Consider the following 16,015-nt stretch of genomic DNA (forward strand, 5'->3'; position numbering starts at 1 on the left):
CGGAACTCGGGCCCGTCGCCCGGCGGCTCGTGTCAGAGTGTGGGCATGACCACGGATCCGCGCGAACCGGTGCCGGGCGATGCATTCGGTGCCGTTCTCCGCCGCTGCTGGGCGTCCGGCGCCCGCCCGGGGACGGTGTTCGCGGTGCTCGAACGCGACGATGGCCGCGTCGACGTCGAGGACGCGGCGAGGTACTTCGCGGGTCCGGACGGCTGGATCCCGACCGAGCGGTGGGCCTGCGCGCAGGCGGTGGGACGGGTCCTTGACGTCGGCTGCGGCGCCGGACGGCACCTCCTCGCGCTGTCCGGCGCCGGCCATGACGCCGTCGGCCTGGAGCCTTCTGCTGGCGCCGCGGCGATCGCCCGCGAACGCGGTGGCGAGGTCGTCCAGGCGACGGTGACGCAGCCGGGAATTGGGCTCGGCGCCTTCGACACCATCATGATGCTCGGCAACAACCTCGGACTGCTGGGCAGTCGTGAGCGGGCGCCCGAGGTGCTGGCCAGCCTGGCCGCCCTCGCCGCTCCGTGGGCCCGACTCCTCGGCTGCGGTATGGACCCGTATCGCACCGCTGACGACGGCCATCTGGCATATCACGCGTGGAACATCGAGCGGGGTCGGCTCCCCGGCCAGGCGACGCTGCGGGTCAGGGACGGTGCGATGGCGACGGAGTGGTTCGACTACCTGTTCCTGTCTCCCGACGAGCTGGCTCGCCTCCTCGAGGATTCGCCGTGGTCGCTGAGCGGGGTGGAGTGGGAGGGCGCCAGCTACGTCGCGGTGCTGGACCACGCCGCCTGAACTCGGGAAACCTCCCGCCGCCGCCGCCGCCGGCGTCCGGTCCGGTGACGCGGCGTGCGCCTGGCCTGGTCACGTGTCGAGGTGTGATCGTCGCGGCCCGTTGTCGCGTGGCGGCTCGTGGCAGCATTCGGGCCATGAACGCCGGCACCCGAAAACGATCGTGGTGACCGCGCTAGGTCGCGTCTTGAGCTGTGATCTCTGGCGGTGTCGTCGCTCTCCGCCGGCCGATCGTGGCCGCGTTCTGGCAGCGTCGCGGTGGTGCGTGTCTCGAATTGTTGGGCAAATCGGACGTGGAACCGCGAACGAACGACACGGCCCCGCCGCCCCCCGCATGTCCTTCCCGCCCATGGGAAGACCGCCCGAGATGCGGCTTACGGGGGAACCACCGACCCCGGTGTCGATCATGGCGGCTTCCGGTAACGGTCACGGCGGCTTCCGGTAACGGTCACGGCGAGTGTGATCGCTGGCCGGGGTGGGCGGGGCTGGGGGGATTCTGGGTCCCTCTACCGGGTTCGGTGTCCGGTTCGTCCCGGTAGAACGACACAGGAGAGCCCGCTCCCACGCACACCCCGGAAACCTGCCCAACCGTCCCGGACACCAGACCTCGCCGAAGCCGGTGAACACCCGGGCGGACGCGGCACGCGGGCGGAGGCGTCCTCGCGAAGGCTGCCCCGAAGATCACAACTCCGCACGCGACCTAGCGGACCAGGATCACCGTGAGGGTGCGGGGGCCGTGGACGCCCTCGACGCGGTCGAACTCGATGTCGCTGGTCGCGGACGGGCCACTGATCAGGGTGATCGGACGGGACGGCGCGCGGCCCAGGCGGGCGAACAGCTCGGGGACGCCGTGGACGACCTGCTCGGCTCGGACCACGCAGATGTGCACGTCGGGGACGAGGGTGATCGCGCGCCGGCCCTGGTCGGGGGAGCCGTCGAGGGCGATCGTCCCGGTCAGCGCGCAGACGGCGGCGCACCCGGTGACGACCGCGGCGAAGCCGTCCAGCATCGCCGCGTCGAAGCCGCGGTCGATGATCCCGTCCGGGCACCAACCGGCGGGCAGCCCGGGTGGAACCACCACCCGTCCGCTCACCCGGCCGGCGCCATCCGCTCCGGCGCCGTCCGTCGTCACGCCGTCCGTCGTCACGCCGTCCGTCGTCACGCCGTCCGTCGTCACGCCGTTCGCCGCCGCGACGCCGGTATCGACCACGACGCCGGCGGCGGCAAGAGCCGCGCGGATGGTCGCTGGTTCGTCGCCGGCAGCGCAGTCGAGGACGGTCGCGCGGTAGTCGACGAGGCGCTCGCGCAGCAGGGCGAGCAGTCGAGGATCACCGGGAGGCGGTCCGCCGCCGCGGCGATACGCGCGATCCGGCATCGGGTCGGAGACGGAACCGGCCGAGGCGGCGGTCGGGGCGCCGTCGATGCCGTGCGGACTCTCGATGCCGTGCGGACTCTCGATGCCGTGCGGGCTCTCGGCGCCGGGCCAGGACTGGGTGCTGGGCGGGTCCTCGGTGCCGGGCCAGGACTCGGTGCCGGGCAGGTTCTCGCTGCTGGGCGGGCGCTCGGTGCCGGACCGGGATGGAGCGTCGGGGCGCGTGCCGGCGGCGGCGTTGGCGGCGCGGATGCGGGCGAGGACCTCGTCGCGGGCTGTCGGCAGCGGGCGCCGCGCGCCGGCCGGGGTTGACGGCTTGTGGTTCATGGCCGGTCCGGATGGGTGCGCGACCACCACTGGCGGAAGGTCTCCGCGGGTGGACGGGGAGCGTCGCGGGTCGCCGTCCAGGCGGACAGCGGCCAGGGCAGGGCGGACAGGCGACCGGTGCGCCGTCCGGCCAGGCGGGCGAGGCGGGAGGCCGACTCGGCGGCGGCGAAACGCGCCGGGGAGGACATCACATGCGCCGCCGCCGCCATCGACAACGCCTCCGGAGTCGGCAGGCGCTGGGCGTCGCGGGCGGCGTCGACGGCGGCCGCGCGCAGGCGGACGAGCAGCGACGGGATGTCGATGCGTACCGGGCAGGCGTCGAAGCAGGCCCCGCACAGACTCGACGCGAACGGCAGCGACGCGTTGAAGGTCGCGCCGCCGCCGCCGCCGTCCGAGCCGCGGTGGAGGCCGGTGAGCTGGGGGGAGAGGACGGCGCCGATGGGGCCGGGGTAGATCGAGCCGTAGGCATGGCCGCCGGTGCGCTCGTACACGGGGCAGACATTCAGGCAGGCCGAGCAGCGGATGCAGTGCAGCGCGTCGCGGCCGACCCGGTCGGCGAGCGCGGCGGTGCGGCCGTTGTCCAGCAGCACCAGGTGGAACGCCCGCGGCCCGTCGCCGGGGGTGACGCCCGTCCACAGCGAGGTGTAGGGGTTCATCCGTTCGCCGGTCGACGAGCGGGGCAGCAGCTGGAGGAAGACCTCGAGGTCGGACCAGCTCGGCAGCACCTTCTCGATGCCCATCACCGTGATGAGCGTGTCGGGCAGGGTCAGGCACATCCGGCCGTTGCCCTCGGACTCGACGACGGCGAGCGTGCCCGTCTCGGCGATGGCGAGGTTGGCCCCGGACACGGCGACCCGGGCCCGCAGGAACGTGCGGCGCAGGTGCGCGCGGGCGGCCATCGCGAGCTGGCGCGGCTCGGCGGCGAGCTGCGGGTCGACGTCCGGCATGGTGCGCAGGAACAGGTCGCGGATCTCGCCGCGGTTGCGGTGGATCGCGGGAACGAGGATGTGGCTGGGCCGGTCCTCGCCGAGCTGGATGATGAGTTCGGCGAGGTCGGTCTCGACGGCGGTGATGCCGGCGGCGGCCAGCGCCTCGTTGAGGCCGATCTCCTGGGTGGCCATCGACTTGACCTTGACGACCTCGTCGGCGCCGGTCGAGCGGACGAGTCCGGTGACGATCGCGTTCGCCTCGCGGGCGTCGCGGGCCCAGTGCACCGTCCCGCCGCGGGCGGTGACCTCGGCCTCCAGGCGGACGAGATGGGTGTCGAGCGACGCCATCGTCGAGCGTTTGATCGCCTCGCCGGCCAGGCGCAACTGCTCCCAGTCGTCGAGCTCGGCGACGGCCGCGGCCCGCTTCGCGCGGATGACCCCGGTGGCGTGGCCGAGGTTGCGCCGCAGCTGCGGGTCGGCGAGCGCGTCGCGGGCAGCGGCGGGAAACGGCCGCGACGCGTGCAGGTGCCCGACGCCGGGCGGCGCCGCCGCCCCGACCGTGGGAACGCCCACCGTGGGAGCTCCGAGGGCCGCAGGCCCGGCAGCGGGCACACCGATGGCCGGAATCCCCAGGAAGGCGCGGCTCACGAGGGGGCCGCCGCGGTGCTGGCGAGGATCTCGGCGAGATGCACGGTGCGGGTCGGCGCGCCCAGCCGGGACAGACCGCCGCCGATGTGCATCAGGCAGGAGGCGTCGCCCGCCGTCGCCACCTCCGCGCCGGTGCCGACGATGTGACGCATCTTGTCGGCGAGCATCGCCGTCGACGTCGCCGCGTTCTTCACCGCGAAGGTGCCGCCGAAGCCGCAGCACGTCGCCGCCTCGGGTAGTTCCAGCAGCGTCATCCCCGCCACCCGGCGCAGCAGCCGTAGCGGCCGGTCGCCGACCCGTAGCACCCGCAGGCTGTGGCAGGTCGGGTGGTAGGTCACCCGGTGCGGATAGTAGGCGCCCACATCCTCGACGCCGAGGACGTCGACGAGCAGCTCGGACAGCTCGACCGTGCGCGCCGCGACCGCGTCCGCGCGGACGGCGAGCGCGTCGTCGCCGGCGTCGCGGGCAAGCGCCGCATGCTGGTGGCGTACCGACCCCGCGCACGAACCGGACGGTGCGACGATCACCTCCGCGTCCTCGAAGACGTCGACATGGTGGCGGACCAGCGTGAGCGCCTCGCGGGGATAGCCGGAGTTGACGTGCATCTGGCCGCAGCAGGTCTGGCCGGCGGGAAAGACCACCTCATGGCCCAGACGTTCCAGCAGCGTCACCGTGGCCTGCCCCACCCGCGGGTACAGGGCGTCCACGAGGCACGTGACGAACAACGCGATTCTCACCGCGTCCGGACGCCTCCCACCTCACGACCTCGGGCCAACGGGACTCGACGCAGCGCCACAGGCCCGAACCTAACCCGTCGAGGAGCTGCCGTCCGCCACTCCGGCGAAGCCGCCGCCGTGCCCGGAGGTGCCTGATTACTCGCGGAACGTTCCAGCTGGTGGTCGCGGCATACCCTGGCCCGGGACGAGAACGGCCCGCCACACACACGGGCGCCGGCACGAGGAGAAGGACGTCGATGAGGATCGCCGAGGACATCACGCGGCTGGTGGGCGGCACGCCGCTGGTGCGGCTGCGCAGGGTCACCGACGGGGTGGGGGCGCAGGTCGTCGCCAAGCTGGAGTCGTTCAACCCCGCGCACAGCGTCAAGGACCGGCTCGGCCTCGCGCTCATCGACGCCGCCGAGCAGGCCGGCGCGATCGGCCCGGACACGATCATCGTCGAGCCCACCAGCGGGAACACCGGCATCGCGCTGGCGATGGTGTGCGCGGCCCGCGGCTACCGCTGCGTGCTGACGATGCCGGAGACGATGAGCGTCGAGCGGCGGATGCTGCTGCGGGCCTATGGCGCCGAGCTCGTGCTCACCCCCGGCCCCGAGGGCATGGCCGGCGCGATCGCGAAGGCCGAGGAGTTCGTGAAGAACGACTCCCGCTATGTGATGCCGCAGCAGTTCGAGAACCCGGCGAACCCGGCGATCCACCGGGCCACCACCGCCGAGGAGATCTGGCGCGACACCGACGGGCAGATCGACATCCTCGTCGCCGGCGTCGGTACCGGCGGGACGATCACCGGTGTCGCCGAGGTGATCAAGGAGCGGCGGCCGTCGGCCCGCTTTGTCGCCGTGGAGCCGGCGGCCTCGCCGGTGCTGTCCGGCGGGGTGAAGGGGCCGCACCCGATCCAGGGCATCGGCGCCGGCTTCGTGCCCAAGGTTCTCGACACCTCGCTCGTCGACGAGATCGTGCAGGTCGACGCGGACGACGCGATGGAGCTCGCCCGTCGCCTCGCCCGCGAGGAGGGGCTGCTCGTGGGGATCTCGTCCGGCGCGGCGGTGGCCGCGGCGCTGCGGCTCGCCGCCCGGCCGGAGAACGCGGGCAAGCTGATCGTCGTGGTGCTGCCCGACTTCGGCGAGCGCTACCTGTCCACGCCGTTGTTCGCCGGTCTGGCCGACTGACAGGAGACTGACCGCCATGCTCGCTCAGCTGCGCCGTGACCTCCGCGCGGCCCGCGATCGCGACCCCGCCGCCCGCTCCGCCCTGGAGGTCGCGCTCTGCTACCCCGGTGTGCACGCCCTGTGGGCGTACCGGGTCACTCATCGGCTGTGGGCGGGCGGGCTGCGGCTGCCCGCCCGCCTCGGCGCCGAACTCGCGCGGGTCCTCACCGGCGTCGAGATCCACCCGGCCGCGCGGATCGGGACCGGGGTGTTCATCGACCACGCCACCGGTGTGGTGATCGGTGAGACCGCCGAGGTCGGCGATGACGTCACCATCTACCACGGCGTCACCCTCGGTGGGACGAGCCTGGAGCCCACCAAGCGGCACCCGACGATCGGCGACCGGGTCGTGATCGGTGCCGGCGCGAAGGTGCTCGGCCCGTTCACCGTCGGGGCGGACAGCCGCATCGGCGCCAACGCCGTCGTCGTGCGGGCCGTGCCGCCCGGCTCGGTGGTCGTCGGCGTGCCCGGCCAGGTGATCACCCGTAGCCGACCCAGGCCCGCTGCCGACGACACGCTGCCCGACCTCGTCGGCCTGAGCCTGCAGTCCCTGCTCACCCGGGTCGACCGGCTGGAGTCCGCTGCCCACGCCGGCAGCGGCGACGGCCACCGTGACGGTCATAAAGTCGGCCAGGACGTCCCCGCCGTGATCCGCCCGCCGAAGGCCGGCGTCTGGCAGGGCGAGGACTTCTCGATCTGACGCCCGACCCGCGTCATGGTCCGGGTCCGGCCGGACCGGGCTTCCTCGTCACCACGGCGAGCCGCCACGGTCGGCGGGACACCACACCGTCAACCGTGTCCGCGGCGAGCCCGCGTCAGGGCGGCGACGGACCGCGCCCTACGCGGCGGGGACCGCTACGCCGGCGGCGGTGAGCAGGGTGCGGACCAGGGCGGTCGGCAGGCCGATGACCGTGTCGAGGTCGCCGTCGACGCGGGTCACGAAGGCGCCGGCGCCGCCCTGGATGGCGTAGGCGCCGGCGGCGTCCATCGACTCGCCGGTGGCGACGTAGGCGATGAGTTCGGCGTCGGGGACGTGGCGCATGGTCACCGCGGTCATGGCGGCGCCGCGGTGTGCGGTGCCGGTGGCCGGGTCGAGGACGACCACGCCGGTGGACACCCGGTGGGTGCGCCCGCGCAGGTCCTGGAGCATGGCGAGCGCCTCGGCGGGGGAGGCGGGTTTGCCGAGGATCCGGCCGTCGAGCTCGACGACCGTGTCGCTGCCGAGAACGAGCCGGTCGGGACGCAGCGCGGCGACGGCGCGGGCCTTGCGCTCGGCCAGCTCGATCGTCAACGCCTCCGCCTCGGTGGCCGAAGCGTCGGACTCGTCGACGCCGCTGACGACCACCTCGAACGGCACGCCCAGCCGAGCCAGCAACTCCCGCCGTCGAGGCGAGGCGGAGGCGAGCACGATGACCACCGCGCCAGCGTAGCCGCCGCCACGGCGGGATGATTCCGCCGCCCAGGGACACGCTCATGGTGATCAGCTGGAAATCGGAGGCCGGGGCCGCCTCGCCGGCCCGCCGCGGATCGATGCGGGATCGTGTTCTCGCGCGGCGGCGGACCGCCATTCCCCGACATTGTCCCAGCTCCTGGTCCGGGTGCCGCCCGGAGATCGACGCGAAATCGTCGGAGCCACCTGGTTGACCAGCTCTCACTGGCGCATGGTGGTGGATCGGACGGGCTTCGCATCTACACTGGAAGCGGTAAGGCGTGACTCCACCCACCCGGTGAGCCGAGATCAACTCCAGGAGGGTGAAAATGGCCATTCCACCACGCCAGGCAATCAGGGTCGGCGGCTATCTCCTCAAGCAGAAACTCCTGCGACGGGAGAAGTTCCCCATCACCCTGGAGCTGGAGCCGCTGTTCGCCTGCAACCTCGCCTGCGAGGGCTGCGGCAAGATCCAGCATCCGGCGGACGTCCTCAGGCAGCGCATGCCGGTCGAGCAGGCGCTCGCCGCGGTCGACGAGTGCGGCGCGCCGGTCGTCTGCCTCGCCGGCGGCGAACCGCTCATGCACCCGCAGGTCGAGGAGATCGTCGCGGGCCTGGTCAAGCGGAAGAAGTTCGTCTACCTGTGCACGAACGCGCTGCTGATCCCGCGCAAGATCGACAAGCTGACGCCGTCGCCGTATCTGTCGCTCGCGGTGCACATCGACGGCCTCGAGGAGCGTCACGACGAGATCGTGGCCCGCAAGGGCGTGTTCACCCAGGCCGTGGACGCCATCAAGGAGGCCCAGCGCCGCGGCTTCCGGGTCACCACGAACTCCACGTTCTTCAACACCGACACCCCGCAGACCGTCATCGAGGTGCTCGACTACCTGAACAACGAGCTCAACGTCGACGGCATGATGATCTCGCCCGCCTACGCCTACGAGAAGGCTCCGGACCAGGAGAACTTCCTCGGCGTCGAGGAAACCCGCGAGCTGTTCCGGAAGGCCTTCGCGGATGGCCGGCGAAAGCGGTGGCGACTCAACCACTCGCCGCTCTACCTCGACTTTCTTGAGGGAAAGCTCGACTTTCCGTGTACGGCGTGGGGAATTCCCTCGTACTCGCTGTACGGGTGGCAGCGTCCCTGTTACCTGATGGGCGACGGGTACGCGAAGAGCTATCGCGACCTGGTGGAGACGACCGACTGGGAGCGCTACGGCCGCGGCCGCGACCCGCGCTGCGCCAACTGCATGGCGCACTGCGGTCACGAGCCGACCGCGCTGGCCGCGACCCTGTCCTCGCTGCGCCAGACCATCCGCGCCGCCATCCCCTGATCGGCCAGGAAGCCGGCCGCGCCCGCCGCGTCGCCACCCCCCGCCGAGGGGCGACGCGGCGACGCCGGACTCAGGCCGGCTGCCCGGCGGTGCGCTCCCGGGTCACGGTGGCGATCGTGTACGGGCGGTCGGACGGGCCGGCCGTCGTCACCCGGTACACGACGAGCGAGCGGCCGCGGTGGATGGCCTCGGCCGTAGCCGTGACCGGTTGGGACTGATCCGCCGGCCGCAGGTAGTTCATCCGCAGGCTGGTGGTGCGTTCCGGCTGTCCCGGCTCGGCCAGGGCGTCGGTGACCGTGTCGGTCAGGCAGAACAGGATGCCGCCGTGCACCGCGCCGCCGCTGTTGCCGAACATCGGCGAGGGTGGCAGAACGAGCCGGCCGAGCTCACCGTGCCGCGTCGGCCCGGCGGGGATCCCGAGTGTCGCCAGCAGGCTGCCGTGCGCCGCGGGCAGCCGCACCGGCGGCACCGGAGCGCCGCCGTGCCGGCGCAGCACCGGCGGCAGCGGAATCCAGCGGCAGCGGCCGGTCGCGACCGCGACGAGCCGGCCCGACCCGTCGCGCACCTCGCAGCCGGCCGTCCCGCCGGCTCCGTCACGGCCGAACAGCGTCGCCTCGGCCTGTAGCTCCGGGCCTGACCAGGGCGGCGGCGCGACGAGGTCGTAGGACAGCTCCGAGGTGACCGCGAACACTTCGCGCGGATGCTCCCGGAAGATCTCGGCGCCGACGGCATTGTCCACGAGCACGCCGAGCGCCCCCGCCGACGGTTCGCCGTGCGGCCCCCACAACCACGGGCCGAGCCTGGCCGTGACCCGCACCCCCCGGGCGCCCTGCGTGTAGGCGTCCAGCCGGAACCGGCTCTCGGGGTACTCCCGGGCCGACGGGTCGTTCTGGTCGGTCGCGATCCGCGCCGCGCCTCCCGCCGCCGAGCTCGGCCGGCCCCGCGGATGGTCGGCCGGGGCCGGGACGGTCGGGGGCTGGGCCGTGGAGGTGCCGCTCATCGTGCCGCTCGCGTCATCGCCGTCCTGTCTGACCGGGTCGTCCCTACCGGTGGCGCCACGCCGCGCCTCCTTTCCGTCATACCCGATCTGTACGTCCGCCGCCGCCGGTGTGCCTCGGGGGACCGGCGCGTGGCGGTACCCGAACGGCGGTGCCGGGACAGGGAGCGTCACCCTCGTCGGCGCGCGCCGGACGGACGGTAGGGTCCCAAGTGGAGAACGCTCCACTCACGCCCCACCCGACCCGGCGCAGGCGCGCGACGCGGCCTGCCCTCGCCCGACGGGAAGGACGCCCATGCACATCGGGCTGCACATCTCCGACTTCACCTGGTCCGGCGGACCGGACACCCTCGCGCGGGACCTCACCCGGGTGGCCGCCGCGGCCGAGGACGCCGGGTTCGCCAAGCTCTCCGTGATGGACCACCTCTGGCAGATCGCCATGGTCGGCCCGCCCGAGCACGACATGCTCGAGGCCTACACGACGCTCGGCTACCTGGCCGCGCGCACCAGCCGGATCGAGCTGCTGGCCTGGGTCTCGGCGGTCGTGTACCGCGAGCCCGGCCTGCTCGCCAAGCTCGTCGCCACCCTGGACGTGCTCTCCGAGGGGCGCGCGGCGCTCGGGATCGGCGCCGCCTGGTTCGAGGACGAGGCCCGCGGCCTGGGCCTGAACTTCCCGCCCACGGCCGAGCGCTTCGAGCGGCTCGAGGAGGCGCTGCAGATCTGCCTGCAGATGTGGAGCGACAGTGACGCCCCCTACCAGGGCCGTCACTACCAGCTGGAGCGCACGCTGGGCGTGCCGCGGCCGCTGCGCCGCCCGCATCCGCCGATCCTCATCGGCGGCAGCGGCGAGAAGAAGACGCTGCGGCTCGTCGCCCAGTACGCCCAGGCCTGCAACCTCTTCAACGGCCCCGAGGTCGAGCACAAGCTCGACGTGCTGCGCCGGCACTGCGCCGACGTCGGGCGCGACTACGACGAGATCGAGAAGACCGTGATCGGTCCGCTCGACCCGGGTCCCGGTGGGGAGAAGGTCGACGAGCTGCTCGCCGACATGCGCCATCTCGCCACTCTGGGTATCACCCACTACCACGGCTCCGTGCCGGGTGTGGAGACGCTGCGCCCGCTGGAGCTGCTCGGTGAACGGCTGATCCCGGCGGCCGCTGCGCTGTAGGCGGTTGCGGCCGCGGGGCAGGGTGCGCGGCGGCCGAATCCGGGTAGTGATCCGATATGTGGACGAGGGTGCGGCAGGCGTTGCGCGGCGGGCGGGGCCGCCGGGGAGACGGCGGCCCCGTGGACAGCACGGCGTGGAACCCGACCGGCTGGTGGTGGTGCCTGGACCATGAGCGGGTGGAGAACCCGCCGGACGCGCCCGGGCACCGCCGGCTCGGTCCCTACGAGAGCGCCGAGCAGGCGGCGAACTGGCGGTCCCGGCTCGACGACCGCAACGAGCAGTGGGACGAGGACGACCGCCGCTGGGCCGGGGAACGCTGAGACGGCCTCGATCCGGGCGGTGGCCGTCCCCGTCCGCCGTCGGTCAGGCTGGCGGCGCGGTCAGCTCGGCCCGGCCCCCGTCGGACGGGGGGGCGAGCAGGTCCTCGGGGTGCCAGGCGAGGGGCTCGGCCGGTGGGTCCGGCGGCGGGCCGGTCAGGGCCAGCCCGAACCATCCGACGTCCCGCCACGCCCCGAGCCGGTATCCCACCGCCGGGTAGACCCCGACCGGGGCGAAGCCGATCGAGGTGTGCAGCCCGACGCTCGCGTCGTTGGGCAGCGTGATGCCCGCGTACAGGTTGAGGTATCCGAGTCGGCGCATCTCGGCGATCAGCACGCCGTACAGCCGCCGGCCCAGGCCGCGCCGGTGCTGGCCGCTGGTGAGGTAGATCGAGGTGTTCGCCGACCAGCGGTAGGACGACCGGGTGCCGTGCGCGCTCGCATACGCGTAGCCGACCACCATCCCGTCCCCGGCCTCGGCGACCAGCCACGGCCTGCGAGGAGCGGCCGTCATCTGGGCCCGCAGTGCCTCGATCGACGGCAGCTCCTCGTCGAATGTGGCCGCCGACGCGGCGACGAACGGTGCGTAGACGGCCTGGACGCCGGCGGCGTCCGCCGGTACCGCCGACCTGATCGTGACCATGACCGACAATCCTCCCATCCCACCTTCCCGTCTCAGGGGCGGTCGCCTGCGGTGCCGGTCTGGACCGGCGCGCACGGTGCCAGCAGATCGGTCAGGTCGTCGCGCAGGATGGCCAGGCCGTCCTGGCTGAGCACCGACTCGGGGTGGAACTGCAGCCCGCTGAACGTGGCGCCGCGCAGCGCGTGCACCGTGCCGTCGGCCGGGTCGCGGGCGATCCGGACCCGGCCGTGCGCCGTCGTGAGGTCGTCGGCGTCCGCGAGGGCCGTGAACGTCGAGTAGAAGCCGACACGGCGCGGCCGGCCGAACAGGTCGACAGTGCGGGCGAGGCCCTGATGAGGACGTTCCCGGCGGTGCAGGCGAAGCCCGAGCAGCCCGGCGAGCAGCTGCTGGCCGAGGCACACCGCGAGCAACGGCAGCCCGCTCTCGAGCCGCTCGGTGAGCAGCCCGCGCAGCGCGTCCATCTTCGCCGCCGCGTCCACCGGCACGTCCGCGTCGATCCACGTCGGTAGGCCCGCCCCGGTGGCGGTGCTGTTCCCCGCGCCCGGGGCGGTCGCCGTCCGCCCGGCGCGGCGCGTGTCCCGGGTCGCCCGCGGGTCGCCGGGGCCGGGGCCGATGACGAGCAGGTCCACGCTGTCGGGCACCGGGGCGAGGTCCTGCCACGGCCGTACGGTGACCCGCAGGCCGAGGGCGCGCAGCAGGTGGGCCAGCATGACGGCGAACGCGTCCTCGGCGTCGACGACGAGAGCCGTGCGGCCGCGCAGCGCCGGTACGGCGGTGTCGCGCAGGGCCGGGCGGTCGAGCCAGAACCGGGCGAGGTGCGTGTTGCGGGCCGCGAGCGCCGCGGCGACGCCGGGCTCGACGTCGCAACCGATGCCATCGTCCGGCGCGGCGCGTTCGACCACCCCGCTCCTGGGCGTCCGCGGTGCCGGTGGGGTGTCGGGGGTCGGGCCCGTGCGCAGGCCGAAGGCGGCGAGGATGCCGGTCGCCTTCGTATGGGTCTCGGCGACCTCGCCGCGCGGGGTGGAGTGGCGCACGAGGGTGGCGCCGACCGGGACGCGCAGGACACCGTCCGCGGTGAGCTCGGCCGTGCGGATCAGGATGGGCGCGTCGAGGGTCTGGCGACCGGCGGCGTCGCGTCCGAGCAGGGCGGCGACGCCGCTGTAGTAGCGCCGTCCCCTGCCCTCGTGACGGGCGATCACCCGCAGGGCGTTGCGCAGCGGACTGCCGGTGACGGTGGGCGCGAACATCGTCTCCCGCAGCGCGTCCCGCACGTCGACGTCGCCGCGGCCGGTGAGCAGGTACTCGGTGTGCACGAGATGGGCCATCCGCTTCAGGCGCGGGCCGTGGACGCCGCCGCCGTCCGCGGCGAGGCGGGCCATCATCTTCAGCTCCTCGTCGAGGACCATGTACAGCTCGTCGGTCTCCTTCGGGTCGGCGAGGAAGCGCAGCAGGTCGGCCGGGTCCGCCGCGCGCGGCGCGGAGAGCCGGTGGGTGCCGCTGATCGGGTTCATCGTCACCTGCCCGGACGCGACGCTGACGTGTCGTTCCGGCGTCGCGCCGACGAGGGTTCGGGTGCCGGTGTGGACGAGGAACGCCCAGTAGGCGCCGGGCTCGTCGACGAGCAGCCGGCCCAGCGCCGCGAGACCCGCGGCCAGGGGCGGGCCCTGCACGGTCGCCAGGTAGGTGCGGTGCAGGACGAAGTTCGCGCCTTCGCCGCGGCCGATCTCGTCGCGCAGGACCGTGCGCACGAGCTCGGCGTACTGCTCGTCGTCGAGGTCGAACCGCCCGGCACCGGCCAGCGGCGTGGTACTGGTGGGCAGGGTGGTGCTGGCCAGCCGTGCGACGAGGTCGGCGAGCGGCACCCGGTGGTGCCCGGTCAGGCGCAGGCACTCCAGCGGGGTTCCGTCGTCGACGCACGGCAGTCCGTGTTCGGCCAGCTGGCGGTAGGGCACCAACGCCAGGGTGTGCGGCCCGGCGGGTCCGGCGGGCAGGGGGATCTCGGCGATGGTCGCGACGACCGCGAGCTCGCCGCGCAGTACGTCGACGTGGTCGGCGCCCTCGCGGCGCAACAGCGCGAACGGTCCGGGATCGCCGCCGGCCACGACGGTGGCGAGCAGGGAACGAAGAAGATCCATGATCGTGTCCTCGGTGAGGTGGGGACGCGACGGCCGGTGACCGGCGGCCGCTGCTTCCCGTGCCGAGGGGGACGACGGCGGCCGCTTCGGGGCGGCCGCGTGCGTCGTCGGGAACTACGCGCGCATGTCGGGGACCGCCGGGACGGCGGGCCACCACTGGCTCCTGCGCATGAGCATGGCGGCACTCTACGCGATCGGCCGGAGCCCCGTGCGCGCCCCGGTCCGCGGATGCCCGGGGATGCCCACCCCGCTGTCCACAGGATGCGAACGCATGTTCGACAATCCGGTGTCGCCGGCCTACTGTCGTTTCATGGTCATCCACACGCGGACGGGTGGGCTCGCCTGGGCATGGTGGGCCCTGCTGCTGGGCGTGAGCATCCTGACAGGGCGGTCGGGGCCCCGGCGTCGGACCTGCGGCGACGGGAGGCGGCCGGGCGTCGTCCGACGAGCGTGGTGGCTCGAACGCGCCACGACCGTTTGGCGCTCCCCGGTGCCGTCGGGCAGGATTCCCCCAGGCTCCACTGATGATCACCGGGGAGTGTCCCGGCTGATCGTTCCCTCCGTTGTTCCGTCGCGCAGCGCAGGTCCGTACGACGCCGGCGGCTGGCGCGTCACCCTGGTACGGCCCCGGACGCGTTCCAGGGCCGCCGCGTCCGCCCGCCGGTCGCCCCCTCGACCGTGCGCGGACGTGGGCAGTCGTCGCCGGCGCTGTGCTCGCCCCCATCCCACCAGGCCATCCGACCGCTCGATGGCCATGGGTGTCCCGAGCAACCTGGGAGTTCGCATGCGCCAGACGCGCCACTCGCCGGGTCGCTCCGCCCACGCGGCCAGCACGCCGCGCGCGGCATGGCGAGCCCGGCTGACCGGCCGATCGGCGCGCGACCAGCATGACCTGCTGGTCGACGCCATCGTCGCGGAGATCGCCGCTGTCACGGGTCAGCCGGCCGGTGGGCGCGCCGGCCTCGACCGGCGGGCGCCGTGGCGGTCGTGGGGCATCTACCGCGACCGCGCCGAGCGGCTGCGGGGCGACCTCGGGGAGCGGATCGGGATACGGCTGCCCGCGACGCTCCTGTTCGACGAGCCCAGTCCCGACGCCCTCGCCGAATACCTGCGCCACGCCCTGCTCGGCGCCGGGGAGCCCGGTGGCGCCAGTGCGCGGGACGCCGCGCGCCACGCCGGTCGGCTGGAGCCTGGTGGTGTCGATGATCCGGTGGTGGTGGTGGGGATGGGGTGTCGGTTGGCGGGTGGGGTGGATTCGCCGGAGGCGTTGTGGGAGGTGGTGCGGGCGGGTCGGGATGTGACGGGTGGGTTGCCGGTGGATCGGGGGTGGGATCTGGCGGGGCTTTTTCATCCGGATCCGGATCATGCGGGGACGGCGTATACGCGTCGGGGTGGGTTCGTGGTGGGGGTGGATCGGTTTGACGCGTCGTTTTTCGGGATGGGTCCGCGGGAGGCGGCGGCGTTGGATCCGCAGCAGCGGTTGATGCTGGAGGTGTCGTGGGAGGCGGTGGAACGCGCCGGGATCGATCCGCACGCGCTGCGTGGCAGTCCGACGGGCGTCTTCACGGGGGTGTCGCTGCAGGACTACGGGCCGGCCTGGCACACCGCGCAGGGGGAGGCCCGAGGCCAGCTGCTCACCGGGACGGCGGCGGGGGTGATCGCGGGTCGGGTCGCCTACCATCTCGGCCTGGAGGGACCGGCGCTGTGCGTGGACACCCAGTGCTCGGCGTCGCTGGTCGCCATCCACCTCGCGGCCCAGGCGCTGCGGGCCGGGGAGTGTGACCTCGCGCTGGCCGGCGGAGTGACGGTCATGTCGACCCCGGGCATCCTCGTCGAGTTCAGCCGCAAGAAGGGGCTGGCCCCGGACGGGCGGTGCAAGGCGTTCTCCGCCGACGCCGACGGCACCGGCTGGGCCGACGGCGCCGGCGTCCTGCTCCTCGAACGCCTCTCCGACGCCCGCCGCCACCACCACCCCATCCACG

The 16,015-nt window shown here is 73.6% G+C and carries 14 protein-coding genes; 7 read left to right on the top strand and 7 right to left on the bottom strand.

Going from position 1 to position 16,015, the window contains the following annotated elements; translation table 11 throughout:
- Positions 1–45 precede the first annotated feature (45 nt).
- The gene (locus AC6EXY_RS17155; protein ID WP_101830190.1) at positions 46–795 is read left to right on the top strand and encodes a class I SAM-dependent methyltransferase; all 750 of its coding nucleotides are present in this window, start codon (positions 46–48) and stop codon (positions 793–795) included.
- A gap of 697 nt (positions 796–1,492) precedes the next feature.
- On the opposite strand, the gene AC6EXY_RS17160 is transcribed toward AC6EXY_RS17155, so the two are convergent.
- From AC6EXY_RS17160 to AC6EXY_RS17170, 3 genes are all read right to left on the bottom strand, one after another.
- The gene (locus tag AC6EXY_RS17160) at positions 1,493–2,491 is read right to left on the bottom strand and encodes a LutC/YkgG family protein (RefSeq protein WP_499817577.1); all 999 of its coding nucleotides are present in this window, start codon (positions 2,489–2,491) and stop codon (positions 1,493–1,495) included.
- Positions 2,488–3,993, bottom strand: coding sequence for a lactate utilization protein B (locus AC6EXY_RS17165; protein WP_101830192.1), 1,506 nt, complete (start codon positions 3,991–3,993; stop codon positions 2,488–2,490). Before AC6EXY_RS17165 ends, AC6EXY_RS17160 begins: the two co-directional genes overlap by 4 nt.
- A 71-nt stretch (positions 3,994–4,064) precedes the next feature.
- Entirely contained in the window at positions 4,065–4,805 is a 741-nt protein-coding gene (locus tag AC6EXY_RS17170) for a (Fe-S)-binding protein (RefSeq protein ID WP_101830181.1), read from the bottom strand.
- Between the two features lie 236 nt (positions 4,806–5,041).
- Between AC6EXY_RS17170 and cysK the strand changes: the two genes are divergently transcribed.
- The gene (gene cysK / locus AC6EXY_RS17175) at positions 5,042–5,974 is read left to right on the top strand and encodes a cysteine synthase A (protein WP_101830182.1); all 933 of its coding nucleotides are present in this window, start codon (positions 5,042–5,044) and stop codon (positions 5,972–5,974) included.
- A gap of 16 nt (positions 5,975–5,990) precedes the next feature.
- Positions 5,991–6,713 (top strand): serine O-acetyltransferase, encoded by a 723-nt coding sequence (gene cysE / locus AC6EXY_RS17180; RefSeq protein ID WP_101830183.1) that lies wholly within the window; start codon positions 5,991–5,993, stop codon positions 6,711–6,713.
- A gap of 138 nt (positions 6,714–6,851) precedes the next feature.
- Here the strand turns inward: cysE and AC6EXY_RS17185 are convergent, their stop codons facing one another.
- Positions 6,852–7,421: a Maf family protein gene (locus tag AC6EXY_RS17185; RefSeq protein WP_101830193.1), complete on the bottom strand. Its 570-nt coding sequence runs from the start codon at positions 7,419–7,421 to the stop codon at positions 6,852–6,854.
- A 350-nt stretch (positions 7,422–7,771) separates the two neighbouring features.
- On the opposite strand from AC6EXY_RS17185, the gene hpnH reads away from it, so the two are divergent.
- Entirely contained in the window at positions 7,772–8,773 is a 1,002-nt protein-coding gene (gene hpnH / locus AC6EXY_RS17190) for an adenosyl-hopene transferase HpnH (protein WP_101830184.1), read from the top strand.
- A 70-nt stretch (positions 8,774–8,843) separates the two neighbouring features.
- Here hpnH and AC6EXY_RS17195 read toward each other — a convergent pair whose 3' ends face one another.
- Positions 8,844–9,773, bottom strand: a complete 930-nt coding sequence (locus AC6EXY_RS17195; protein ID WP_499817578.1) for a PaaI family thioesterase — start codon at positions 9,771–9,773, stop codon at positions 8,844–8,846.
- 292 nt (positions 9,774–10,065) lie between these two features.
- Here AC6EXY_RS17195 and AC6EXY_RS17200 point away from each other — a divergent pair, with 292 nt between their 5' ends.
- Together AC6EXY_RS17200 and AC6EXY_RS17205 are read left to right on the top strand one after the other, a co-directional pair.
- Positions 10,066–10,938 (top strand): LLM class F420-dependent oxidoreductase, encoded by an 873-nt coding sequence (locus AC6EXY_RS17200; RefSeq protein ID WP_101830185.1) that lies wholly within the window; start codon positions 10,066–10,068, stop codon positions 10,936–10,938.
- Positions 10,939–10,994: 56 nt separating this feature from the next.
- A complete protein-coding gene (locus AC6EXY_RS17205) occupies positions 10,995–11,258 on the top strand; it encodes a hypothetical protein (RefSeq protein WP_243407161.1) in 264 nt (87 codons plus the stop codon).
- A 43-nt stretch (positions 11,259–11,301) separates the two neighbouring features.
- On the opposite strand, the gene AC6EXY_RS17210 is transcribed toward AC6EXY_RS17205, so the two are convergent.
- Positions 11,302–11,898, bottom strand: a complete 597-nt coding sequence (locus AC6EXY_RS17210; protein ID WP_499817579.1) for a GNAT family N-acetyltransferase — start codon at positions 11,896–11,898, stop codon at positions 11,302–11,304.
- Between the two features lie 32 nt (positions 11,899–11,930).
- Entirely contained in the window at positions 11,931–14,033 is a 2,103-nt protein-coding gene (locus tag AC6EXY_RS17215) for an anthranilate synthase family protein (protein WP_101830188.1), read from the bottom strand.
- A 784-nt stretch (positions 14,034–14,817) separates the two neighbouring features.
- Here AC6EXY_RS17215 and AC6EXY_RS17220 point away from each other — a divergent pair.
- Positions 14,818–16,015: type I polyketide synthase (locus tag AC6EXY_RS17220; RefSeq protein WP_499817580.1), on the top strand; the 1,198-nt coding region annotated here is incomplete at its 3' end.

The organism is Frankia sp. RB5 (assembly GCF_059816245.1).

Bases quoted from the DNA above. Each gene is read 5' to 3' on its own strand.
- AC6EXY_RS17155 (WP_101830190.1), top strand. From the start codon at position 46: ATGACCACGGATCCGCGCGAACCGGTGCCGGGCGATGCATTCGGTGCC.
- AC6EXY_RS17205 (WP_243407161.1), top strand. From the start codon at position 10,995: ATGTGGACGAGGGTGCGGCAGGCGTTGCGCGGCGGGCGGGGCCGCCGG.
- AC6EXY_RS17200 (WP_101830185.1), top strand. From the start codon at position 10,066: ATGCACATCGGGCTGCACATCTCCGACTTCACCTGGTCCGGCGGACCG.
- AC6EXY_RS17195 (WP_499817578.1), bottom strand. From the start codon at position 9,773: ATGAGCGGCACCTCCACGGCCCAGCCCCCGACCGTCCCGGCCCCGGCC.
- cysE (WP_101830183.1), top strand. From the start codon at position 5,991: ATGCTCGCTCAGCTGCGCCGTGACCTCCGCGCGGCCCGCGATCGCGAC.
- AC6EXY_RS17160 (WP_499817577.1), bottom strand. From the start codon at position 2,491: ATGAACCACAAGCCGTCAACCCCGGCCGGCGCGCGGCGCCCGCTGCCG.
- cysK (WP_101830182.1), top strand. From the start codon at position 5,042: ATGAGGATCGCCGAGGACATCACGCGGCTGGTGGGCGGCACGCCGCTG.
- hpnH (WP_101830184.1), top strand. From the start codon at position 7,772: ATGGCCATTCCACCACGCCAGGCAATCAGGGTCGGCGGCTATCTCCTC.
- AC6EXY_RS17210 (WP_499817579.1), bottom strand. From the start codon at position 11,898: ATGGTCACGATCAGGTCGGCGGTACCGGCGGACGCCGCCGGCGTCCAG.
- AC6EXY_RS17215 (WP_101830188.1), bottom strand. From the start codon at position 14,033: ATGGATCTTCTTCGTTCCCTGCTCGCCACCGTCGTGGCCGGCGGCGAT.